Annotated in this window: 20 protein-coding genes; 7 read left to right on the forward strand and 13 right to left on the reverse strand. The window is 33.8% G+C overall.

The genetic code is table 11. The annotated features are described in order from the left end of the window. Nucleotides 1–2: 2 nt before the first annotated feature. From gmk to dnaN, 6 genes are all read right to left on the reverse strand, one after another. A complete protein-coding gene (gene gmk / locus IP023_RS10940) occupies nucleotides 3–572 on the reverse strand; it encodes a guanylate kinase (RefSeq protein ID WP_241790319.1) in 570 nt (189 codons plus the stop codon). 4 nt (nucleotides 573–576) lie between these two features. Then, a complete protein-coding gene (locus IP023_RS10945; RefSeq protein WP_241790320.1) occupies nucleotides 577–1,452 on the reverse strand; it encodes a YicC/YloC family endoribonuclease in 876 nt (291 codons plus the stop codon). A 254-nt stretch (nucleotides 1,453–1,706) separates the two neighbouring features. Further along, nucleotides 1,707–4,010, reverse strand: coding sequence for a family 20 glycosylhydrolase (locus IP023_RS10950; RefSeq protein ID WP_241790321.1), 2,304 nt, complete (start codon nucleotides 4,008–4,010; stop codon nucleotides 1,707–1,709). Nucleotides 4,011–4,095: 85 nt separating this feature from the next. Beyond that, the gene (locus IP023_RS10955) at nucleotides 4,096–4,731 is read right to left on the reverse strand and encodes a DedA family protein (protein ID WP_241790322.1); all 636 of its coding nucleotides are present in this window, start codon (nucleotides 4,729–4,731) and stop codon (nucleotides 4,096–4,098) included. A 31-nt stretch (nucleotides 4,732–4,762) separates the two neighbouring features. Continuing rightward, complete coding sequence (locus IP023_RS10960; protein WP_241790323.1) at nucleotides 4,763–5,425, reverse strand: DedA family protein; 663 nt, start codon at nucleotides 5,423–5,425, stop codon at nucleotides 4,763–4,765. An 8-nt stretch (nucleotides 5,426–5,433) separates the two neighbouring features. Next, nucleotides 5,434–6,558 (reverse strand): DNA polymerase III subunit beta, encoded by a 1,125-nt coding sequence (gene dnaN, locus IP023_RS10965; protein WP_241790324.1) that lies wholly within the window; start codon nucleotides 6,556–6,558, stop codon nucleotides 5,434–5,436. A 124-nt stretch (nucleotides 6,559–6,682) separates the two neighbouring features. Between dnaN and IP023_RS10970 the strand changes: the two genes are divergently transcribed. The 5 genes from IP023_RS10970 (at nucleotide 6,683) to IP023_RS10990 (ending at nucleotide 11,194) form a co-directional block, all read left to right on the forward strand. Further along, entirely contained in the window at nucleotides 6,683–7,828 is a 1,146-nt protein-coding gene (locus tag IP023_RS10970; RefSeq protein WP_241790325.1) for a DNA polymerase III subunit, read from the forward strand. 102 nt (nucleotides 7,829–7,930) lie between these two features. Then, nucleotides 7,931–9,208: a PSP1 domain-containing protein gene (locus tag IP023_RS10975; protein ID WP_394801853.1), complete on the forward strand. Its 1,278-nt coding sequence runs from the start codon at nucleotides 7,931–7,933 to the stop codon at nucleotides 9,206–9,208. Between the two features lie 20 nt (nucleotides 9,209–9,228). Then, complete coding sequence (locus IP023_RS10980) at nucleotides 9,229–9,690, forward strand: gliding motility lipoprotein GldH (protein ID WP_241790327.1); 462 nt, start codon at nucleotides 9,229–9,231, stop codon at nucleotides 9,688–9,690. Then, nucleotides 9,687–10,724, forward strand: a complete 1,038-nt coding sequence (gene lpxK, locus IP023_RS10985) for a tetraacyldisaccharide 4'-kinase (RefSeq protein ID WP_241790328.1) — start codon at nucleotides 9,687–9,689, stop codon at nucleotides 10,722–10,724. The genes IP023_RS10980 and lpxK overlap by 4 nt, the downstream gene beginning before the upstream one ends. 95 nt (nucleotides 10,725–10,819) lie before the next feature. Next, nucleotides 10,820–11,194: a hypothetical protein gene (locus IP023_RS10990; RefSeq protein WP_241790329.1), complete on the forward strand. Its 375-nt coding sequence runs from the start codon at nucleotides 10,820–10,822 to the stop codon at nucleotides 11,192–11,194. A gap of 77 nt (nucleotides 11,195–11,271) precedes the next feature. Here the strand turns inward: IP023_RS10990 and dnaA are convergent, their stop codons facing one another. Together dnaA and dxs are read right to left on the reverse strand one after the other, a co-directional pair. Beyond that, on the reverse strand, nucleotides 11,272–12,699 hold the full coding sequence (gene dnaA, locus IP023_RS10995; protein WP_241790330.1) for a chromosomal replication initiator protein DnaA: 1,428 nt from the start codon (nucleotides 12,697–12,699) through the stop codon (nucleotides 11,272–11,274). Between the two features lie 373 nt (nucleotides 12,700–13,072). Then, nucleotides 13,073–15,001 carry a 1-deoxy-D-xylulose-5-phosphate synthase gene (gene dxs, locus IP023_RS11000; protein ID WP_241790331.1) on the reverse strand — a complete coding sequence of 643 codons (1,929 nt, stop codon included), beginning with the start codon at nucleotides 14,999–15,001 and terminating at the stop codon, nucleotides 13,073–13,075. Between the two features lie 148 nt (nucleotides 15,002–15,149). On the opposite strand from dxs, the gene IP023_RS11005 reads away from it, so the two are divergent. Continuing rightward, entirely contained in the window at nucleotides 15,150–15,938 is a 789-nt protein-coding gene (locus IP023_RS11005) for a segregation and condensation protein A (protein WP_241790332.1), read from the forward strand. Between the two features lie 3 nt (nucleotides 15,939–15,941). Here IP023_RS11005 and IP023_RS11010 read toward each other — a convergent pair whose 3' ends face one another. From IP023_RS11010 to IP023_RS11020, 3 genes are read right to left on the reverse strand one after another with little or no spacing between them, the layout of a single operon-like run. Beyond that, on the reverse strand, nucleotides 15,942–16,640 hold the full coding sequence (locus IP023_RS11010) for an enoyl-CoA hydratase/isomerase family protein (RefSeq protein ID WP_241790333.1): 699 nt from the start codon (nucleotides 16,638–16,640) through the stop codon (nucleotides 15,942–15,944). Beyond that, nucleotides 16,627–17,481: a beta/alpha barrel domain-containing protein gene (locus IP023_RS11015; RefSeq protein ID WP_241790334.1), complete on the reverse strand. Its 855-nt coding sequence runs from the start codon at nucleotides 17,479–17,481 to the stop codon at nucleotides 16,627–16,629. Before IP023_RS11015 ends, IP023_RS11010 begins: the two co-directional genes overlap by 14 nt. Then, entirely contained in the window at nucleotides 17,471–18,622 is a 1,152-nt protein-coding gene (locus tag IP023_RS11020) for an acyl-CoA dehydrogenase family protein (protein WP_241790335.1), read from the reverse strand. Before IP023_RS11020 ends, IP023_RS11015 begins: the two co-directional genes overlap by 11 nt. Nucleotides 18,623–18,756: 134 nt before the next feature. Between IP023_RS11020 and IP023_RS11025 the strand changes: the two genes are divergently transcribed. Continuing rightward, nucleotides 18,757–20,364 (forward strand): acyl-CoA carboxylase subunit beta, encoded by a 1,608-nt coding sequence (locus IP023_RS11025; RefSeq protein WP_241790336.1) that lies wholly within the window; start codon nucleotides 18,757–18,759, stop codon nucleotides 20,362–20,364. Here IP023_RS11025 and IP023_RS11030 read toward each other — a convergent pair. Both IP023_RS11030 and thiL read right to left on the reverse strand, forming a co-directional pair. Further along, complete coding sequence (locus IP023_RS11030; protein ID WP_241790337.1) at nucleotides 20,351–22,261, reverse strand: acetoacetate--CoA ligase; 1,911 nt, start codon at nucleotides 22,259–22,261, stop codon at nucleotides 20,351–20,353. The genes IP023_RS11025 and IP023_RS11030 overlap by 14 nt on opposite strands. A gap of 103 nt (nucleotides 22,262–22,364) precedes the next feature. Continuing rightward, the gene (gene thiL, locus IP023_RS11035) at nucleotides 22,365–23,405 is read right to left on the reverse strand and encodes a thiamine-phosphate kinase (protein WP_241790338.1); all 1,041 of its coding nucleotides are present in this window, start codon (nucleotides 23,403–23,405) and stop codon (nucleotides 22,365–22,367) included. Nucleotides 23,406–23,858 lie beyond the last annotated feature (453 nt).

A 23,858-nucleotide genomic window follows, 5' to 3' on the forward strand; every position in this document is an offset into this window, starting at 1 on the left:
ATTTATGAATTGATAAAATCAAAAAACATTGTTTCTGCTTCAGCTTTCGCTGTCTCTAATTCAAAATTATTTAATATAACATCAAACTTATCCGCATAGCTCAATTCCAATTCTGCCTTTGCGAAACGCTCATTCAATTTCTCTTGGGAATCCGTTCCTCTACCTGACAATCTTTCCTTCAGCACTTCCAAAGAAGGCGGATTTACAAAAATCGCTAATGCTTCGTCAGGAAACTTGGATTTTAAACGTAATCCTCCTATAACATCAATATCAAAGACAACATGCTTACCCAATGCCCATATACGCTCTAACTCCGAACGTAGCGTACCATAAAACGTACCAGAATAAACCTCTTCAAACTCGATAAATTCATGCTTTGCAACCTTATGCAAAAAATCTTCTTTGGAAATAAAATAGTAGTCCTTACCATCTACTTCATCCCCACGCAGTTCGCGTGTTGTAGCAGAAATAGAGAATGCTAGTTTATCACCATATTTATTCAATAAGTGCTTTACTATAGTTGTTTTTCCTGCTCCTGATGGGGCAGAAAAGATTAATAATTTTCCCGACATACTATTATAATACGTTTAGCAGTTGTTCTTTAATTTTTTCTAATTCTTCTTTCATTCGCACTACAACCTGTTGAATTGCAGCATTGTTAGCTTTTGAACCTAACGTATTAATCTCTCGGCCCATTTCTTGCGAAATAAAGCCTAATTTTTTACCATTTGAATCTGGTGCATTTAGTGCTTGTAAAAAATAATTACAATGACTTCTCAAGCGTACTTTTTCTTCTGTTACATCCAATTTATCGATGTAAAAAATTATTTCTTGCTCGAAACGATTCTTATCAATATTTTCTTTGCCTACCGCAGCATCCATATATTGGCTTAATCGTTCTCTAATTAAGGGAATACGATCACCTTCTACAGCTTCTACTTCTGTCAATAAATCCAATATCATCTGAACACGCTTTTCCGCATCATTTTTTAATATTAGACCTTCATCCTCACGAAATTTATTGAATTGTTGAACAGCTAACGCAAATGCATTTAATAAGACCTTTCCTTCTTCTTCATCCACCACATCGTCATTATTTGCTATTACCTCAGGCATATTGAGTGCCAAAGAGAAGATAGCAGCATCCTTGTCACCAAGCTCATCGGCTACCGTCTTTAATTGATTGTAATACTTTTTGAGTAATTCAGTATTTATGGAAGAAGCTTTTGCTGTTTGATCGGTATATTCTGATGAAATCATTACATTCACCTTACCACGTTCAATTAGTTTACTACATTCTCCGCGTAATGTTAATTCCTTATCCGAAACAGCTTTTGGAAGACGAATGCTTAACTCTAAAAATTTTGAGTTAAGAGACTTTATTTCTACAGTGTATTTTACTTTCGCATTTTCATGCGAACCAACACCATAACCTGTCATTGACTTTATCATATACAAAGGTAGGAAATCTCTGAATAAAAGTGAATTTTAGATTTATAATCGATATAATAGTAAAATGAATTATTTCATTTAGGAAATTAGAAACCTAACATGCCAATGGTAAAAATAAAAATGTCGTTGGATCCACCCCTTTGTAGCAGATATAGGTTTGAATTATTCATGAAAACAATACGCATGAATATCCAATATATAAAAATTAAGGTACCCAATATGGGTACCTTAACAACTATTACAGTATGTAGTTATTATTTCTTATTCACTCTAAATTCATCCGCTATCTCCGCACTATTCAACTTAACATTATAAACCTTCAAGTCAGCTATAGCACCATTTTTAAAGGTAACCTTCTCTAATGGGAATACCAATGTTTTTACTTTGGTAAAGGAGACCGCTTTACCAGTTTTATCCTTTGTTTCTAAAACGATAGTTTCTGGCTTATTATCTGTTACTAATTTATCATTAAGATAGAACTGAGTGCCATTTTTATCTCCTGTAACCGTTAACAATGCCCATTGGTCTACAGGAAGCTTGATATCTACATTATAGGTATAGCCATCCCTTTGATACATCAAACCTTGATTCTTTAGATAAGAAACAACAGCATTTTTAGATTCAAAAAGCTTTCCTTCAAAATTAGTGGTGGGTTTTACCCAGAATGATACGGTATAATTCTCTCCAATTTCTTTTATAGGCAATGTCTTATCTATACCTGTAGTTGCTGCTTCAGCAAAAGAGTCAGCAAAAATAACACCTTCCTTTTTATCCCCGAAGTAACCTCTCATATTTAATCCTGGAGCTTCGCCAATATATTTTCTATTAGCATTAAATTCAAATAGGGAAGGTTTTGTATCCTCTGCGGTCCACATTTTTTCGGATAAAATTTGCATAGCAGGGAACACACGATTATGGACATCTTTCTCGGAGATACCATTTCCAGCGATATCATTCCATACCGCAAACATACCTCCACGGACAATAGGATCTCCTTTTTCAAATAACACATTACCTATCTGACGTGGAGACCAGCTATTATAAAGATAATTGGTATTTAGATAATCATAATAATACCCTGCTGCAGGTACGATATATAAATAACCATCAGGTGTACTTATCTGGGGATATCCCAATTTTTTCATCTCTATAGGATCCGCATAGCCATTATACCACATATTGAGGGTGACATCTTTTACACGAACAGGTGTCTTACCTTGTGCATGTGTCAACGCTCCCCACGCACGTACAGATTTACCATTATCTTGAACCACCTTGAATATAAAGTTTGTAAAAGCTCTAAATTTTTCAGCTTCTTTCTTATCGTATTCATCCGTACCTACGTGTACTTCTTGCCCAATAAAAACAGGATTATCACCTTTTGTATATTCATCGAATACATTCTTTACTACTTCATAAGATTTGGGATTGTTAAGGTCCAAATGATCCATACCATATTCTTTACTCCCCAATTCTGGCATCATATGCGCAAATGCTAAGGAATGTGCCGGAACATCAATCTCTGGAATTATAGTGATACCATAGCGTGCAGCTTTCTTTTGAAGATCTATAAACTCTTGTTTGGTATAATGTCCATCTTTAGATGCTAAGCCCGGATAAGTGGTATTCTCTAGTCGAAATCCCGCATATGTCTTATTCCAATCATTATCAAAATATTGCTTAAATCCATTGTCATTTAAGTGAATCTGAAAATTAGACATTTTATAGTAAGACATTAGCTCTACATAATCATTAAGGAAATCTATCGTAAAGAATTTACGGCCAACATCCAACATAAAACCACGTACATCATACGTAGGGTAATCACGAACCTGCCCTTTAGGAATTGTAAGGTTATCCTTATCTTGTGCTAATAATTGTAGCAATGTTCGTGTCCCAAATACTTTACCGGCATATTGTGGTGCTGTAATTTCAAATCTATCACCTATATCTATTCTATATCCATCACGACCCAAAGCATTGTCATTGGAATAAGCTATGGTAATATCTCCTTTTTTCGCAGCCAATCTACGAGAAGCAACAACCGGTATATCCAAATTCAATAGCTTCTTTATATCTTCTTGCAATAGTACAGCAGCCTCTTTGGAAGTCGCAGACGTATCACTATATACAATCTTTGAACGTGAAGATAATTTATAATCACCTTCAGTACCTTTCCACTCCCGTAGCGTAGGGATAACAAAAGGCTGTGCATTGCCTGTAGCAGCACTATTTACACCTGTTACCACAATATTCTTTGCTGGCACTTCTAGGACCTCTTGAGAACCAGTATCAGTAACTTTAAAAAGTAGATTTACAGATTTGTCTACCAACGGTTTATGAATATTACCCTTCAAATCAATAACAGATTGATTGTCTGAACCTATTAGCATGATATTCTTATTTGGAATATTAGGCAATACAACCTTATTGTTGGAGATAATAACCTTATCAAAATAAGGATTTAACTTTTTTAATTCTACATTATCTTGAGCAAAGGACTGAGCGGCACAGGAAATAGCCAATACGGATAAAAAAAAGGGGTTTTTAATTTTCATAACAAAATATTAGTCTTTCGGTAATTAGTAATGTTGTAAATATAATAACATTATGTAATACATATAGAAATATATTAAACTTACCTTATTTCTTACCAAAGAATAATTCGAACAAAAATGGTATTAAAGATAATGCGATAATAGCTAAGACAACTAAAGAGAAATGATCACGAATAAAAGCTATTTGACCAAATAAATATCCCGCACTTAAAAAAATAGAAACCCACAATACCCCTCCAATAACATTATATTTTACAAATTGAGGATATTTCATTTTACTGATTCCAGCAAAGAAGGGAGCGAAGGTTCGAATGATAGGAACAAATCGCGCATATATAATGGTTTTATTCCCATGCTTTGCATAGAATGCTTGTGTTTTATGTAAATAAGAAAGCTTAAAAATCATTGCATCCTTTTTAAACACCCGAATACCTAAATACTTGCCTACTTCATAATTTACAAAATCACCTATTACCGCAGCTATTATCAACACGAAGAACATCAGGAAGAAGTATATGTCTGTTTCTGGCTTGGCTATTAAAGCACCCATAGCAAAAAGAACAGAATCACCAGGTAAAAATGGGGTAACAACTAAACCTGTCTCTGCAAAAATGATAAGAAATAATAGGAGGTAGGTCCAATAATGATATTCATTAACTATCTGTACGAGATGAATATCTATGTGAAGAATAAAATCTATAAGCTGTGTTATCCATTCCATAAGGAATATATTAAAATAAAAAAGGAAGCTTTTAATGAGCTTCCTTTTTAGAACTGAATTTTGCCTTTAGCACTTCATATATTATTGGTAATACCGATAAAACTATAATTAGCAGTACTACTTTAGAAAAATTATCTCTTATCAAAGGAATATTCCCTAAAAAATAACCTGCTAAAGATATACCTACTACCCATAATATAGCACCTAATATATTATAGGTAAAGAATGTAGTATAATTCATTCTACCAATACCTGCCACAAATGGCGCAAGCGTACGTACAATAGGGACAAATCGTGCTATAACAATAGTTTTACTACCATATTTCTCATAAAAAGAATGTGTTTTTTCAATTTGAGAATCCGTAACCATTTGTTTTCCTAAGAGCCTAAACTTTGTAATACGAAGACCAAAATTTTTGCCTATTGAGTAATTTAAAGAATCACCTGTAATAGCAGCTATAAGCAGTAAACCTATCATAATCCAGATATTCAATTCATTGGGTTGAGCAGCTAACATACCTGCAGCAAACAACAACGAATCCCCCGGAAGAAAAGGCATTACTACCAAGCCTGTTTCTACAAAAATAATTAAGAAAAGAATCAAATAAGTCCAATATTGATAGTCATTCACTATCTCAACTAAATGCTTATCTATATGAAGAACAAAATCTATTAAAACTGTAATATACTCCACGTGATATACTAATTATAGTTATTTAACATAACTGGCATCACCAACATCAAAATCTCTTCGCTATCCTCTTTAGTAGCCGGTAATAATAAACCAGCTCTATTTGGAGTACTCATTTCTAATAGAACTTCTTCGCTGCTCAAGTTATTTAACATCTCTACTAAAAATTTAGCATTGAAACCTATTTCCATATCCTCACCTTCAAATTGACAACTCAATCTTTCATGTGCCTCATTTGCAAAGTCCAAATCCTCTGCCGAAATATGTAATTCAGAACCTGATATTTTTAAGCGCACTTGGTGTGTAGTTTTATTCGCAAAAATAACAACACGACGAAGCGTATTTAAAAACAACAAACGATCAACTGTCAATTTATTAGGATTTACCTGAGGAATAACAGCCTCATAATCTGGATAACGCTCATCTACCAAACGACAGATCAAATTAATCGCGCCAAATTGAAAAAAGGCATTCGTTGTATTGTATTCTACAGATACAGCTGTATCATCTGAAGGCAATGAAGACTTTAATAAGGTCAAAGCTTTCTTAGGTAAGATAATAGAAGTTGCTTTATCTGTGCCTACATCAGTACGACGATATCTTACCAAACGATGTGCATCCGTAGCCACAAACGTAATGGTTTCTTCACTGAGTTGAACAAAGACACCAGACATCGCAGGACGTAACTCATCTGTACTAACAGCAAAAATAGTTTTGTTGATCGCTTCTGCTAATACCGAAGCTACCAAGCTCACTTTAGACACATTGTCTACAACAGGAATCTTCGGAAAATCATCGGCATTTTCACCGCTCAATTTATATTTACCATCACCCGCACTAATCTCAATAGCTAAAGTCTGTGTATCGACAGAAAATGCAACAGGCTGATCTGGTAAAGTCTTTAATGTATCTATCAATATCTTTGACGGCATAGCTACTCTTCCATCTTCTTTAGCTTCGATAGGCAGAGACGTAACCATACTTGTCTGTAAGTCAGTCGCTGAAATTGTAAGCGTATTATCTTTGATTTCGAATAAAAAGTTCTCCAAAATAGGAAGAACAGTACTACTACTCGATGCTCCGCTGATTGCTTGCAATTGCTTTAATAATACGGATGTTGATACTATAAACCTCATGTTTTATTTCGATAAGTTATTATATGCAATATTACAGAAAAGAATTAAATTTTGCCAATATATAGTACAATAGCATTTTTAATTAACCAATCTCTAATTTTGTTATATTTGTATATATAAAGTTATGCATTTCAAAGATATATTTGGTCATAAAAGTGTTAAACAGCATTTAATCAGCTCTGTAAAAAATAACAGAGTGAGTCATGCCCAGCTGTTCCTAGGTCCCGAGGGCTCGGGTAGCTTAGCATTAGCTATCGCTTATGCTCAATATATTAACTGCCACAACAAACTAGTAGATGATTCTTGTGGAGAATGTAATTCGTGTCGTAAATATGACAAACTCATACATCCGGATTTACATTTCTCGTATCCATTTTACGCTAAAAGTAAAGATGAAACAGCAAAAGATTATATCGGCGAATGGCGTAGTGCACTCCTAAAGAACCCTTACTTAGGATTGAGCTATTGGCGAGATCAATTGGATGCCGGCAATAAGCAAGCAAATATCAACATCGCAGAAGCCCATGATATTATCAAGAAGCTAAGCCTTAAGTCATTTGAAGCGGAATACAAAGTGCTAATTATGTGGTTGCCCGAATATTTAGATACCCAGGGTAATGCTTTATTAAAACTTATAGAAGAACCGCCGGCAAAGACTTTGTTCTTGCTGGTAGCCGAAAATCAAGATAAAATAATTAATACAATTATATCGCGCACACAACTTGTTAAAATCAATAAATTGAAGCATCAAGAGATGTGCGATTATTTGGTCAAAGACAAAGGAATAGAGGCAAATAAAGCCAATGAAATTTCTTTTATCGCTGATGGTAATATCCAAGAGGCACTTAACCTTATAAATGAGCATAGCGAAAATGAAACTTTCTCACTGTTAGTACAATGGTTACGACTTATCGTTACCGATAATGGATCAGAATTAATTAAACTTTCTGAGGACAAACTTTCTAAGTTAGGGCGAGAAAATCAAAAAAGTTTCTTACTTTATGCCATTAATATGATGAGACAAATCATATTAATGCAACAAGGATTAAGAAACTTAATATTTTTACAAAAGGAAAAACTATCTTTTATTGAAAAATTTAGTGAATTATTTCAATTTGAACAACTAGAAGAAGCTATTTCTGTAATAGAAAAAACACATTATGGAGTAGAAAGAAATGGTAATCCTAAAATATTATTTTTAGACTTATCTTTGCAATTAGTTTTATTGTTCAAATATCAAACGTTCCCGAAAGGGACTCAATATATATAAAAACATAATATGGGATGTGGCAGTTGCTCATCTGGCGGTTGTGGGAGTAGCAGTACAAAATTAGGTACTGTACCAGGAGGTTGTAATAACAACGGTTCCTGCATGACTAGCGGATGTAATAAATTAGATGTATATGACTGGCTTTCCGATATGGATTTGCCCTCAAATTATAAACCATTCGACATCGTAGAGGTTCGTTTTAAAGGGTCTAGAAAAGACTTTTATTTAAATACAGACAACCTATACCTCGAAATGGGAGAAATGGTAGCTGTAGAACCCTCTACGGGCGGCTACGATATTGGTCACGTTTCTTTGACAGGCGAATTAGTTCGTTTACAATTAAAGAAAAATAATGTTGATCCAGAAACTGTTTTAAAGAAAATCTATCGAAAAGCGAACGAAAATGATATCGCTAAATTTGAGGCAGCCAAAGAATTAGAATGGGAAACCATGCATAAAGCACGTAAACTAGCTTTAGATTTGGGATTGTCCATGAAAATATCTGATGTTGACTATCAAGGTGATAAAACAAAAGCTACATTTTTCTATACTGCAGAAGGCCGTGTTGACTTTAGAGAGTTAATCAAAAAGATGGCCGAATCATTCCGTATTCGCATTGAAATGCGTCAAATAGGGATGCGTCAAGAAGCAAGTCGTTTAGGTGGAATTGGTTCATGTGGTAGGGAATTGTGTTGTTCAACATGGCTTACGGATTTCAAAACCGTATCTACATCAGCAGCACGTTATCAAAATCTATCGCTAAACACGTTAAAATTAGCAGGTCAATGTGGTAAGCTAAAGTGTTGTCTAAACTTCGAGTTGGATAGCTATATGGATGCCCTAAAAGACATTCCTAACGATGTAGATAGGATAGAAACACAAACGGGTGTTGCTTATCTTCAAAAAACAGATATTTTCAAAAAAACAATGTGGTTTTCTTTCCCTGGTGCGGAAAGTTGGATTCCCTTGAGCATTCATAAAGTAAAAGAATTTGCGGAAATGAATAAATCGGGATCTAAACCATTGGGCTTGGATTATGTTCCAGAACAAAAAGAAGTTAAGAAGCCTATTGTATTTGATTATGAAAATGTAGTTGGTCAAGACAGTTTAACACGTTTAGACGAAAAGAGCAAAAGACGTAAAAAGAAAAAACCAAGATTAAATCCAAATTCTACTTTGGTAAAACAAGAGAATACGGCGACTTCTAGAGACATTAAAGAGCAAAAACAACCCGTACAGGCTCGTGTTGAAAAAACTGCTTTACAGCCAAGCGCAGCAAGCGCTAATCCACAAAAGACGGATCAAAAGAAGAAACGTAGATTTAATAATAACAGAAACAAAAACAGAAATAACGAAAACCCTAATAAAGGTGGCGAATAATATCGCCACCATTTTTCAATATGGTAAAATATATTCTATATAGTTTTTTTATTGTAACCGGATTAAGCAGCTGTACCAATAATGCTATTTATGATCAGAACTCCACTATTAAAGATAAAAGTTGGACATATGATCAAAAACCTGCATTTACCGTACATGTAGCGGACAATAAGCCTACATATAATATTTATATCAACCTAAGACATACAAATACTTACGATTATTCAAACCTATATGTCTTATTGCACGAAAAAGGAAATAAACTAAAGGATACAGCGTATAGAAATGAAATACAATTAGCTGCACTTGATGGAAGGTGGTTAGGAAAATCGGCAGCTTCACTGTATGAAGTACAATATTTAGCTAAAGAAAACTTTTCCTTTCCTGATACCGGCAAATATACATTTACAATAGAGCAAAATATGCGCGAAAACCCTTTGAAAGATATCGTTGATATTGGATTAAAGGTCGTTAAACAATGATTGCAATTTTACGCTGGATATTATTACCTATTAGCCTTATCTATCAATTTATAGTATGGCTAAGAAATAAAATGTATGACCATAACATCCTAAAGAGTCAAACATTTGATACCCCCACTATAGTTATTGGAAACCTCGCTGTAGGTGGCGCAGGAAAAAGCCCAATGACAGAATACCTTATCAGATTCCTCAAAGACAACTATACTATCGCTACATTAAGTAGGGGATATGGGCGACAAACTAAAGGATTTAGAATAGTTACTACAGCATCTACTGCCTTAGAAGTGGGAGATGAGCCATTACAATTCAAAAAAAAATTTCCCGACATTACGGTATCAGTTTGTGAAGATAGATGCACAGGCATTGAAACATTAGGCATAGCCAATGATATTATACTACTAGATGATGCGTATCAACATCGAAAATTAAAAGCTGGATTTTATATTTTACTTTTTGATTTTCAGTCGCTATTTAAGCCCCTATTAACATTACCTACTGGCAATTTTAGAGACAATCTTTCATCCATAAAAAGAGCAGATTTAATTGTTATTACAAAATCTCCTTCTACGATAAGGTCCCATCAAAAAAAACATATAGAAAAGCTAATCCGTACCTATAGTGATTCGCCTATCTTCTATAGCGCTATACAATATCAGGCACCTGTAAGCTGTGCTAACCAACATCAAACGATAAAAGATCTTACGGGCTTAGATATTGTTTTATTTTGTGGTATTGCCAATCCGACACCGCTAGTAGAATACCTAACAAACTTAGGAAATCGTATTCACCTGTTAGATTTTCCAGATCATTACAACTATTCGAATAAAGATTTTCAAAAAGTCATAGCTAAATATCATCAAATAGCATCAGATAATAAAGTAATAATTACGACCGAAAAAGATATGCAACGGATCGAAAAAAAAGACTTTTTAAACCTCCCTTTATATTATATCCCTATCCAATTAGGAATTAACAGGAATGATGATAATGCGTTTGAGTATTATATAGAAAAATATATATCAACAGTTATTTAGTGTTAAGAAACCTTAATAAAGGTTAAACTTTGATAATCAGTTAGTTTTGTTATTTTTTTTCATAATATTTACATTAAAACATAAGTATAACAATTATGAAAAAGATAATGACAATTGTAGTTGCAGGGCTATTAACTATTGGAATATCCTTTGCACAAGATAGCGGATCACGTCAAAAAAGAACTCCCGAAGAAATGGCCAAAGCTAAGATTGAACGGTTAACAGAGCAATTAGCATTGAGCCAAACTCAACAAGATTCCATTTACAAATATGCCCTATTAGCGAGTAAAGAGCAGCGTGAATTAATGAAATCTGCAGGAGATAATAGGGAAGCTACATTTGAAAAAATGCGTGTATTAAGAGATAATAGTGACAAAAAGATAAAAACTTTCTTAACGGCAGAACAGCTTAAAAAATACGAAGACGAAGTAAAAAATAACCCTCAAGCTGGCCGACGAAGAGCTAACTAAAGTTCCACCGACTTACGGATACAAAAAAAGAGAGTTGATAATCTCAACTCTCTTTCTTTTGTTATAATTCAGTAAAATTAAACGCCTTTTAATTTTTTCTGAATGTCATTGACATACGTTTTAAATTTTTTATCCGTTTCGATAAGATCTTCTACTGTTTGACAAGCATAAATAACAGTGGAGTGATCTCTACCACCAAAGAAACTACCTATTGATTTCAATGAAGACTTTGTGTGGCTTTTTGCTAAATACATTGATATCTGACGCGCTTGAACGATTTCACGCTTACGTACTTTAGATTTTACCATCTCTACAGGAACTTCAAAATATTCACATACTAATTTCTGGATATAATCCATAGAAATCTCTTTGTGCGTATTCTTAACAAAGTTCTTTAACATTGATTTCGCTAAGTTAAGATCAATCTCTTTCTTGTTAAGAGTAGATTGGGCTAATAAGGAAACCATTGCACCTTCTAACTCTCTTACGCTATTATCAATTTGAGTAGCTACATATTCAACTACATTTTCAGGTAACTCAATACCATCGGAATACATTTTCTTTTTCAAAATAGCCATTCTTGTTTCCAAGTCTGGGATTTGAATATCAGCAGATAAGCCCCATTTAAATCGACTAAGAAGACGCTCTTCTAAACCTGATAAATCTTTAGGTGCTTTATCCGATGTAAGAATAATCTGTTTTCCAGATTGATGTAAATGATTGAACACATGGAAGAAAATATCCTGTGTTTTCTCTTTACCAGCAAAATTGTGAACATCATCCATGATGATAACATCCATTGCTTGATAAAAATTAACAAAATCATTAATGGTATTATTTTTTAAGGAGTCAACAAATTGTTGACAGAACTTCTCACAAGAAACATAAATAACCAACTTGTCTGGTAAGTTCTTTTTGATTTCATTACCTATAGCTTGTGCTAAGTGGGTTTTTCCCAAACCTACATCACCATAAAGCATCAAAGGATTGAAAGAAGTACCACCGGGCTTATTCGCTACAGCATAACCTGCTGATCGCGCTAAACGATTACATTCACCTTCAACAAAGTTATCAAAAGTATAATTTTGATTTAATTGAGGATCTACTTGTAATTTCTTAAGTCCAGGAATAACAAATGGATTCTTGATGTTTTTGTTCAAAGCAACAGGAACAGGAATAGACTGCTTTTTAGCTTCTGCTCCATTACCATTAGAAGGAATATTTGTTGTATACGGTATATTAGCAGAAGATTTCTCTACTACAATATTATACTCCAGTCTTCCTTGCTCTCCCAAAAACTTTTTTACTGTCTTACGAAGGATTCCCACATAGTGCTCTTCCAACCACTCGTAAAAAAATAAACTAGGTACCTGAATAGTTAAAACGTTTCCCTCCAAACGAACAGCTTTTACTGGCTCGAACCATGTCTTGAAACTCTGTGCGGGAATGTTGTCTTTTATTACTTGAAGACAATTATTCCATACACTTGTAAACGTTTTTTCCATTCTAAAATTGTTAATAACTTGATATCCAACAGTTGATACAAAAAGTGTTTATAACTTTTGCTCACAACGAAGATGACAAAAAAAAATGAGCTATAAAAGTTAAATTCTAAAAAAATCACAAAAGATTAAAAATCAAGATGTTAGGTTATTTTTTTAGGTGTTTAAGCAATTGATAAATGTGAATAACTTTGTTTTCCACATTGTAATTTCTTCTATAAATTTAACGTTATTTATTATCATAAACAACACAAATTTGTATTATATGTTGAAAACTTAGCGGAGGCTTAAAGGTTGATAATAAACAGGTTATATAAAACACAAAAAAGCCACAAAGATTTGTGGCTTTTTTAGGATTATTATCTATCGTTTACAACTAGCTTACTAATACCTTAGTAGTAATAGATTTAGCTAATTTTTGAACCTCTTCAACAACAGCTTTGGCATCATATCTACAAATGCTCCACAGTTCCTTTTGCTCTGCATGCTCAACGATTTCATCTGGAATACCTAAACGTATAACCTCAGCAGCATAATTGTTGTCCGCCATAAATTCAAGAACAGCAGATCCAAAACCGCCAGGCAATACACCATCTTCTATAGTTATGACGTTATTAAATTTAGCAAACACTTCATGTAGCAAAGCTTCATCAATTGGTTTTACAAAACGTATATCATAATGTGCAGGATGAATTCCTTCTTGATTCAATACTTGTAAAGCTTTAGAAACTTCATTACCAATATGGCCTATACTTAATATCGCTACTTGCTCACCGTCTACCAGTTTTCTACCTTTGCCTATTTCCAACTCTTTAAATGGTCTCTTCCAATCAGACATTACACCATTTCCTCTAGGATAGCGTATCACCACAGGCCCTTTATCTTCCAATTGAGCAGTATACATCATATTACGAAGCTCTTCTTCATTCATAGGAGCTGCAACTACCAAATTAGGAATACAACGCATAAAAGCAATATCATATGCACCATGGTGCGTCGGTCCATCAGCACCTACTAACCCGGCTCTATCCAAACAAAATACTACATTCAGTTTTTGTAAGGCCACATCATGTATCACCTGATCATAAGCACGCTGCATAAAAGAGGAATATATATTACAGAAAGGAACTAATCCTTGGCTAGCCAATCCCGCACTAAAAGTAACAGCATGTTGCTCGGCTATGCCTACATCAAAAGCACGATCAGGCATGGCTTCCATCATGATATTCATGGAAGATCCACTTGGCATAGCAGGAGTAATCCCCATGATCTTTTTATTATTTTCTGCTAATTCTACTAGCGTATGTCCAAAGACATCTTGATATTTTGGTGGCTGAGGCTTATCATAAATAGGCTTTTTTATTTCTCCAGTTATTTTATCAAATAATCCTGGTGCATGCCATGTTGTTTGATCTTTTTCAGCCAAAGAATAACCTTTGCCTTTTACCGTCACTACATGTAACAATTTTGGGCCTGGAATATGCTTCAAATCTTCTATTGTCTTCGCTAATCTATTAACATCATGTCCATCTACAGGGCCAAAATACCTAAAATTTAACGCTTCAAATAAATTAGCATTTTTCAATAAAGAACCTTTAACACTAAGTTCTAATTTCTTAGCCCACTTATAAGCATCAGGACCATTTTTAGAAATTCTGGTAAGAATAGCAACGAGATCATCTCTAAATTTATTATATCCTTTGGAGGTCGTGATACTAGTCAAATATTCTTTCAAAGCGCCTACATTAGGATCTATAGACATACAATTGTCATTAAGAATGACTAATACATTAGATTTTTCTATTCCAGCATGATTAAGCGCTTCAAACGCCATCCCACCAGTCAAAGCTCCGTCACCAATAACAGCGACATGCTGTCTATCAGTTTCTCCCTTATAAGCAGAAGCTACTGCCATGCCTAAGGCCGCAGAAATAGATGTCGAGGAATGCCCTACACCGAAAGCATCGTATTCACTTTCACTACGTTTTGGAAAACCAGATAAACCACCTTTAATTCTATTGGTATGGAATTGATCTCTTCTACCTGTTAAAATCTTATGACCATACGCTTGATGTCCTACATCAAAAATCACTTGATCATAAGGAGTATTCAAGACATAATGTAATGCAACTGTAAGTTCAACAACCCCTAAGCTAGCAGCAAAGTGTCCTCCATTTACAGATACTACATCTATTATATATTGTCTAAGCTCTTCACTAACCTGTTTTAAGTCAGATTCTTTCAATTTCCGTAGATCTGAAGGAAAGTGAATATCATTCAAAAGTGCCCCTGCTTCAATTTGCATGCTCAAAAAAGTTTCAAAATAAGATACAAAGTAACAATTAATTCCTTAAAGAATAGGAATATTATATAAAAAACATATACTATTATTATACTTTAATTAGTTTATAAGTGGATATTAATATCCAATTGTTTATTTTTGGTAGCAGTATATGGAAAAAACAAATTACGAAATAAAATTAGAACAATTTGAAGGACCCTTTGATTTATTATTATTCTTTATAGAACGAGATGAATTAAATATCCATGATATTCCTATTTCACGTATTACAGATGATTTTTTGGAATATATTCAAAAAATGCAATCCCTAAATATAGAACTCGCTTCTGAATTTATTTTTGTTGCCTCTACGCTTATGCGTATTAAGGCCAAAATGTTGCTTCCTAGACCCGATTTGGATGAAAATGAGCAAGAAGTAGATTTAAAAGAGCAACTTGTTCAAAAATTAATTTTATATAAGCAATTCAAAGATATCTGTGAAGATTTAAAATCACTAGAAATCAATAGAGAGAAATTGCATCATCGTGCAAATATTGCTTATGATCTGAAACATACCAAACGTCAAATAACAGAAGAAGAATTAGCTTCATTTGATTTATACAAGTTGATGATGGTTTATGAGAAGATGATGTATCATTTTACGCATCGTGTTCTTCCTGTAACACATACGGTTGTTAAGTTTCCGTATACCATAGAGCAACAGAAAGATGCTATTACAGCCTTATTAGATCTTAATAAGAAATTAGATTTTCAATCGATATTACGTAATTCCGAAAATAGAGTTCAATTTGTATATAATTTTCTAGCTATCTTAGAGATGCTTCAACAAAAGCTTCTTGAAATTGAAGTAGGATTGGGTTATAATAATTTTTCGGTCGAGAATAGAGATCCTAATAAACCCGAAGAAATTATAGAGGAAATAAAATATACATTATTCTAAAATTTACAAATTATCCAATATAGATTTTAAGTACGAAAATCTTTGCTGTGTTGGAATATGCTGTAAAGACCTTAATGTTTTTATACCTGCTTGGAGGGTTTCGGTTTTTACATCCTTAAAAGAGTTTATTAATACATCAATACGTTCTTCATGAAGGTATCCATCTACGATGCCTAATTTTTTAGCTTTTACAGCATCAAAATATTCCGTTTCTAAGCATAACTGCAATACTTTCTTTTCGGGCATTACTTTTAGTAAAGAAGCCATTACTTGAAAAGGAAAAATTCCTAAAGCTAATTCTGGCAATCGAAATTGTATTTCAGGCTTACAAAAAACATAAGTACATCCTAGTAGAATCATAAATCCCCCCGCTATTACATTGCCTTCCACCAGTGCAATAGAAGGTTTGTGCAACTTATCAAACACCTCACCCAAAGAAATATCTTGGGGAATAATAGCTGCATTAAAATTATCTAAAGCAGGATTTTCAAAAGTCTTCAAATCCATACCAGCACAAAAAATAGGTCCATTGGCTTTTATAATTACAAGCTTAACCTCTTCGTCCATATTAGCTTCATTAAATGCGTCCTGAATTTCATTTACCATAGTTGGTGTAAAGGCATTTCTTTTTTCAGGGCGATCTAAAGTAAGGATCAATTTAAAATCGTCCTTAATGACGTTTATGTAATTATACGTTATCATGAAGAATCATATTTTGAAAACTAATCATCAATTTTGTCATTTCTAAAGAATCTGATTTATTAAATCTATCCAAGAGCAATTCCATAGGTACATTACCTACCAAATCATCCTGTGCAAAAGGACAACCTCCATACCCCAAAAATGCACCTTCAAAACGGCTACAACCCGCTTGATAGGCGGCTTCAATTTTTAATAATGAGGATTCAATCCTGCTATGCAGATGGATACCAAAATCTAAGGTTGGAAACCTACGATTTAGAATAATGAATAAATCGCTTATAGAAGAGGGACTGGCTTCAGAAGTAGTATCTGCAATAGAAAAACGTTTAATACCTAAATGGGAAATTCTATCTATCCATTCTATTACATTTTCCATTCTCCAGTGATCTCCGTATGGATTGCCAAATGCCATAGATATATAAATAACAATTTCTTGTCCAGAATTGGCTACAATAGTTACTATATTTTCTATTCTACTAAAAGATTTAGCAATACTAGAATTGGTATTACGTTGCTGAAAAGTTTCTGAAATTGAAAATGGATAGCCTAAATAATCTATTTTATTGTAATTAACAGCTATTTCTGCTCCTCTTTCATTCGCAACAATAGCTAATAACTTGGTTTCATTGATCTTTCTTAATCCTTCCAAGACCGCTAAAGTATCTTTCATCTGAGGAACAATCTTTGGCGATACAAAAGATCCAAAATCAATGTATTCGAATATATTACTCGCTATCAATTCATTTAAATATTCAATTTTCCTTTCTGTCGGAATAAAGTGCGTAATTCCTTGCATCGCATCTCTAGGACATTCTACAAGATTTATAGTATTAATATACATCTTTTTTTATTTCACGCGATATAACCATTTTCTGAATAGCACTTGTTCCTTCGCCAATTGTACAGAGCTTAGCATCTCTAAAGAACTTCTCCGCAGGATAATCCTTGGTAAATCCATAGCCACCGAGAATTTGTACCGCTTGATTAGAAGCTTCTACAGCAACTTCTGAAGCATACAATTTGGCCATTGCCCCTTCTTTGGTAACCTTAAGATTATTATCTTTCAAATAGCCTGCTTTGCGAATTAGTAACTCCGAAGCTTCAATCTTAGTAGCTATATCAGCAATCGTAAAACTTACATCTTGAAAATTATAAATCTTTTGATTGAATTGCTCCCTTTCATTAGCGTATTTCAAAGCACATTTATAAGCGCCACGTGCAATTCCTAAAGATAATGCAGCAATTGAAATCCTTCCACCATCGAGTAATTTTAATGCTTGCACAAAGCCATTTCCTACTTTACCTATTACTTGATCTTTATGCACGCGACAATTGTCAAAAAATAAGGATGCTGTTTCTGAAGCACGCATTCCTAACTTGTCTAATTTTTTGCCGGAAGTAAAACCAGGAGTGCCTTTTTCAATAATAAACGCTGTCATACCATGTTTATCATTTTTATCCCCTGTACGAACCATTACTACAGCCACATCTCCACTAATAGCGTGTGTTATAAATGTTTTAGAACCATTTATAATCCAATAATCCCCATCTTGAATACCAGTGGTCATCATTCCTCCAGCATCAGAACCAGAGCTTGCTTCTGTCAATCCCCAAGCGCCTATCCAATCTGCTGTTGCCAATTTAGGAAGGTATTTGTGCTTTTGTTCTTCATTAGCGAAAGAAAGAATATGATTGGTACATAACGAATTATGAGCCGCTATAGATAATCCAATAGATCCACATACTTGTGATATTTCGTCCAGAATAGTGATATACTCTTGATAGGATAATCCAGCACCACCATATTCTGTAGGCACAACTATGCCCATAAAGCCATAATCTCCTAATTTTTTAAAAAGATCTATAGGAAAAAACTGCGCCTCATCCCATTCCATTATATAGGGTTTTATATAAATCTTTGCAAATTCACGTGCACTATCACGTATCATGACCAGTTGCTCACTTTCTACGGCATTGTACATAAATAAATTTTTACTTAAGTTTATAATTACTTTATAATCGCAATATAAATATCATAATTATAAATTTAATTTCATCTTATTATAAATTAATTCAAAATATTTAACATATTAAAACACCATCAATTATATATTCTATGGAAAAATTATTGAGTTTATTACAGCAAAAAAGAAGTAATCTATACTTAGGTGGAGGAACTTCTAAGATAAAAAAACACAAAATAATGGGAAAGCTTACCGCTTGGGAGCGCATAGATTATATTTTAGATAAAAATAAACCTTATGTAGAAATAGGTTCATTTGCTGGTGATAATATGTACAAAGAGGATGGAGGATGTAACAATGCCGGAGTTGCTATTGTATTGGGATACATAAAAAACAGACTTTGTATAGTTGTTTCCAATGATGCTACTGTAAAGGCAGGCGCTTGGTTTCCTATTTCTGCGAAGAAAAACTTAAGGGCACAAGAAATTGCGATGGAAAACTATATTCCAATTATTTACTTAGTAGATTCAGCGGGAGTTTATCTTCCAATGCAAGAGGATATATTTCCTGATAAAGAACATTTTGGAAGGATATTTCGTAATAATGCAAAGCTATCGTCCATGGGAATACCCCAAATATCGGCTATAATGGGGGCTTGTGTAGCTGGGGGTGCTTACCTACCCATTATGTCAGACTATGCGTTGATAGTAGAGGGAACCGGTTCGGTATTTTTAGCAGGATCATTTTTAGTAAAATCATCTATTGGCGAAACTATTGATAACGAATCTTTAGGAGGGGCATCTACACATTCAGAAATATCCGGCGTAACAGATAATAAATATCCTAATGATGAATCATGCTTAGAAGCAATTAGAAATATAGTAGATAAATTTGGCGATACTACTAAAGCAGGATTTTCGAGAATTGATAGCGTTTTACCGGCATTGGATCCTGCAACCATCTATAAAAACCTGCCTGAAGATCGATTAAAACCTTATGATATGCGTCTTATCTTGAATGCAATCGTGGACAAAGATTCTTTGGAAGAATATAAAAAGGATTATGGAAAAACGATAATATGTGCATTAGCACGAATAGATGGATGGGCAGTAGGAATAGTAGCGAATCAACGTAAAGTCGTAAAAGCGAAAAAACCTGGAAATTCGGAGGAAATGCAGATGGGAGGGGTTATATATTCCGATTCAGCCGATAAAGCAGCACGATTTATGATGAATTGTAATCAACAGAAGATTCCCTTAGTATTTTTTCAAGATGTAACAGGATTTATGGTAGGCTCACGATCCGAACATGGAGGAATTATAAAGGACGGTGCAAAAATGGTTAATGCGATGGCAAATTCTGTCGTTCCAAAATTTACGTTTATAGTAGGTAATAGTTATGGAGCGGGCAATTATGCGATGTGTGGCAAAGCCTATGATCCGCGCCTAATATATGCATGGCCTACGGCCCAAATAGCTGTTATGAGTGGATCATCTGCAGGAAAGACATTGTTACAAATCAAAGAAGCTACATTAAAAGCTAAAGGAATAAGTTTGTCTGATGAAGATAAAAAAACATTATTAGATGAAATTGAAAATCAATACAAAGAACAATTAAATCCTTATTATGCGGCTTCGAGATTGTGGGTTGATGGTGTTATAGATCCTATAGAAACACGACAAATAATCTCCATGGGAATAGAAGCAGCAAATCAGAATCCTAATATCGCACGTTATAATGTAGGTGTTATCCAGACATAATTCTTTGGTATTCTTCTAGACATGCAGGATTGCGCATAATATCTTTGGCAACAGCCTGTTCTAAAGAAATCCCTGAGAAGATCTTTTTTACTGGTAATTCCAACTTCTTACCACTTAATGTATAGGGAATATCCTGTACTTGATAAATAATATCAGGAACATGACGGGGGCTATTTTGAGTACGCAATTTTGATTTTATTAAGCTAGAAAAATTTTCATCTAATATTTGATTATTACGTAATTGGACAAATAAAATCATGACAGCAGAACCATCTTCTTTATCTACCGCAATCACTAAACTATCCGATACATTAGGAATAATATTAACGGTATTATATAGCTCTGCAGTACCCATACGGATACCGCCACGATTCAAAGTAGCATCAGATCTACCGTATATTATTATGCCTTTGTGGGGTATTATCTTTATCCAATCACCATGTGACCATAACTGCTTAAATTTAGTAAAATAGCTTTCTTTGTACTTGATATTATCCTTATCATTCCAAAAATAAATAGGCATAGAAGGCATCGGTTTCCGTATGATCAATTCACCCACCTCATCTTCTACGACTTCCCCATGTTCATTCATAGCAACGATATCCGCTCCTAATGCCACACATTGTAACAATCCAGCATAGACAGGTAACCATTGTGATCCCGTGAGAAAGGCAGAGCATACATCGGTACCACCGCTCAAGGATATAATATGAACGTTTGGAAATTTTATTTGCAACTCTTGAAACGTGGTTGCAGATAAAGGAGATCCCGTTGAACCAATTACATGAGGCACATAATCCGTCGACACTAAATCTGCAATGCTATTAAAATAGACAGCTCCGGCTCCCAAATGATCAACTTCAGCACGTCTAAGGAAATTCCAAAATGTTTGATGATTATCATGATTGATAATACCATCAAATAAGCATAAGGTAGCCCCGCATAATAAGGAGGAGAGCGCATAATTCCACATCATCCATCCAGTTGTCGAATACCACAAAAAATTGTCGCCCACTTTAACATTCTGATGCAGTGCTAACGCTTTATAATGTTCTATTAAATTACCGCCAGTTCGGTGCGTGATGGCTTTAGGATTACCTGTAGTACCAGAAGAGTACAAAATCCATATCGGATGATCAAATTCTACTCGTTCAAAAGAAAGTGGTCTAGGGTCATAATCTTCAAATATTGATGTCCATTCGGAAGCATTTATATCCACTATATCTTGTAAAGATTCAATAGAATCCTTTAAAAAAATTGCTGATTCTTTCTTTGAAAAAATCTTACTGTTATATTGATAAGAGCTTTGATAAAAGAGTATTTTAGGATCTATTTGTAGGAATCTATCGACCATACTTTTATCGCCAAAATCAGGAGAACAGCAGGACCAAATAGCACCTAAACTATTCGCTGCTAGAAAGATAACTATTGTTTCAATAGTATTATTTAATATTCCTACTATTCTATCACCTTTGACGATTCCTTTTTTTATCAAATATTGTTGTACACAACTCACCATCTCTTCCAATTCATGCCAACTTATTTCGGTATACGTATGATTTTCATTGGCGTATTTTAAAGCTGGTCGAAGTTGAGATTTCTGCTTAAATATATGCTCGGAATAGCTTAAATAAATTCCCTCAAACCACTTTGCTGCGGTAAAATCAGGATCCGCATGATCCCATTGCAATACCTGCTTGCAAGTCCCGGAATAAGAAATTTTAAAGTAATTAATTATGCTAGTCCAAAATTTATCTATATGCGCTATTGACCACAGCTGCATTTCATGATAATTATCAAAAGATAAATTATATGATTTTTCAATATACTCTTTATAATTCCAGATGACGGAATTAATCTTAGACTGTTCTGTAGGTACCCACAATAATTCCGACATAACTTATTACAGTTGGTTTCTTTAAAGTTAAGAAAGATTATGGCAATAAAAAAGGCTAATATACTGCTATATTAACCTTTAATTATTTTTATAAAACCTAGTATTAACGCTTAAAAGCATTCCAACCTTGAGCTTTTATCTCATGTACATGACCAGATTTAGAAATCATCTCTTTACCCGCATTTTGTTCGGTTATATAACCTATTACAGAAATATCCAATTGACCTTTTATTTTATCATAATCAGATTGTGGAACGGTAAATAACAATTCATAATCTTCACCACCACTCAACGCACAAACAGTAGGATCCAATCCAAAATCACGCGCTGTTTCATATGTCATAGGGTCAATAGGAATTTTCTCCTCATACAATTTACAACCTACATTAGAAGCATTACACAAGTGTAAAATCTCCGATGCTAAGCCATCAGAAACATCAATCATAGCATTTGGCTTAATACCAAGATGTTCTAATAATTCCACTACATCTTTACGCGCTTCAGGCTTTAATTGACGTTCTACTATATAATCTTTACCTTCTAGATCAGGCTGAATATTAGGATTTTCTAAGAAAATATTTTTTTCTCTTTCTAGCAATTGTAAACCTACATAAGCACCACCCAAATCACCTGAAACGCATAATAAATCACCTTCTTTAGCGCCAGAACGGTAAGCTACCTTATCTTCGTCTGCATAACCGATACTTGTAATAGATAAAACTAATCCCTGGGCAGAAGCAGAAGTATCACCACCAATTAGATCGACACCAAACTTTTTGCAAGCTATCAAAGCGCCTTCATAGATCTCTTCAACAGCTTCTAGTGGAAATTTTGAAGACAAACCTATAGAAAAAGTTATTTGCGAAGCAATACCGTTCATGGCATAGATATCCGATAAATTTACCTGTACTGCTTTGTATCCTAAATGCTTAAGAGGAACATAGCGCAAATCAAAATGTATACCTTCTAGCAGTAAATCAGTAGATATTAAAGTTTTCTTATTCGCAAAATCCAATACTGCGGCATCATCCCCAATTCCTTTAATTGTAGAAGATTGCGTTAACTCTACAGCTTGTGTTAAATGCTGGATTAACCCAAATTCACCTAACTCATTCAAAGATGTTTTATCTGTATTTTCAAACATATTTATAATTTTTATCTATATAAAACTTGCAGATTACAATTTAATTTGCAAATTTAGGTAAAGCAAAATTGAGGCCTTAATAAACTTTGTATTTAAATTGTAATAAACAATGATCAGCAAAATAGTAGATTACCTTCAATTTTGTAATTAAATTTAGAAAAGCATCGAACCTAATTACCATCAAAAAATAATAGTATTTGAACGATTATTAGCTCTTTAATAGCTTTTCAATTTGAATTAATTATAAAAAGTGATTTTATCAATTATCCTTATAGTTAATTCCAAAAAGATATCAGACTAGAATCACATTTTCTTGACCTACCTTAATTTTGCCTAAAAACAAGGTTACAAATTTCATTATTATATTGTTAATTTTACATTGACGAAAATAAAAGTTATATTATCAAAATTGTAAAATTATTATCAATATTGTTAATTTAATAATACCATTAA

The organism is Sphingobacterium rhinopitheci, from assembly GCF_022627575.1.
GTDB classification, from domain to species: domain Bacteria; phylum Bacteroidota; class Bacteroidia; order Sphingobacteriales; family Sphingobacteriaceae; genus Sphingobacterium; species Sphingobacterium rhinopitheci.

Bases quoted from the DNA above. Each gene is read 5' to 3' on its own strand.
- IP023_RS11030 (WP_241790337.1), bottom strand. From the start codon at position 22,261: ATGTCGGAATTATTGTGGGTACCTACAGAACAGTCTAAGATTAATTCC.
- dxs (WP_241790331.1), bottom strand. From the start codon at position 15,001: ATGCAAATTGAAGCAGGGGCACTTTTGAATGATATTCACTTTCCTTCA.
- IP023_RS11025 (WP_241790336.1), top strand. From the start codon at position 18,757: ATGGAAAAATTATTGAGTTTATTACAGCAAAAAAGAAGTAATCTATAC.
- IP023_RS10990 (WP_241790329.1), top strand. From the start codon at position 10,820: ATGAAAAAGATAATGACAATTGTAGTTGCAGGGCTATTAACTATTGGA.
- IP023_RS10950 (WP_241790321.1), bottom strand. From the start codon at position 4,010: ATGAAAATTAAAAACCCCTTTTTTTTATCCGTATTGGCTATTTCCTGT.
- dnaA (WP_241790330.1), bottom strand. From the start codon at position 12,699: ATGGAAAAAACGTTTACAAGTGTATGGAATAATTGTCTTCAAGTAATA.
- IP023_RS10955 (WP_241790322.1), bottom strand. From the start codon at position 4,731: ATGGAATGGATAACACAGCTTATAGATTTTATTCTTCACATAGATATT.
- IP023_RS11005 (WP_241790332.1), top strand. From the start codon at position 15,150: ATGGAAAAAACAAATTACGAAATAAAATTAGAACAATTTGAAGGACCC.
- IP023_RS11020 (WP_241790335.1), bottom strand. From the start codon at position 18,622: ATGTACAATGCCGTAGAAAGTGAGCAACTGGTCATGATACGTGATAGT.
- lpxK (WP_241790328.1), top strand. From the start codon at position 9,687: ATGATTGCAATTTTACGCTGGATATTATTACCTATTAGCCTTATCTAT.
- IP023_RS10945 (WP_241790320.1), bottom strand. From the start codon at position 1,452: ATGATAAAGTCAATGACAGGTTATGGTGTTGGTTCGCATGAAAATGCG.
- thiL (WP_241790338.1), bottom strand. From the start codon at position 23,405: ATGTTTGAAAATACAGATAAAACATCTTTGAATGAGTTAGGTGAATTT.
- IP023_RS10980 (WP_241790327.1), top strand. From the start codon at position 9,229: ATGGTAAAATATATTCTATATAGTTTTTTTATTGTAACCGGATTAAGC.
- dnaN (WP_241790324.1), bottom strand. From the start codon at position 6,558: ATGAGGTTTATAGTATCAACATCCGTATTATTAAAGCAATTGCAAGCA.
- IP023_RS11015 (WP_241790334.1), bottom strand. From the start codon at position 17,481: ATGTATATTAATACTATAAATCTTGTAGAATGTCCTAGAGATGCGATG.
- IP023_RS10975 (WP_394801853.1), top strand. From the start codon at position 7,931: ATGACTAGCGGATGTAATAAATTAGATGTATATGACTGGCTTTCCGAT.
- gmk (WP_241790319.1), bottom strand. From the start codon at position 572: ATGTCGGGAAAATTATTAATCTTTTCTGCCCCATCAGGAGCAGGAAAA.
- IP023_RS10970 (WP_241790325.1), top strand. From the start codon at position 6,683: ATGCATTTCAAAGATATATTTGGTCATAAAAGTGTTAAACAGCATTTA.
- IP023_RS11010 (WP_241790333.1), bottom strand. From the start codon at position 16,640: ATGATAACGTATAATTACATAAACGTCATTAAGGACGATTTTAAATTG.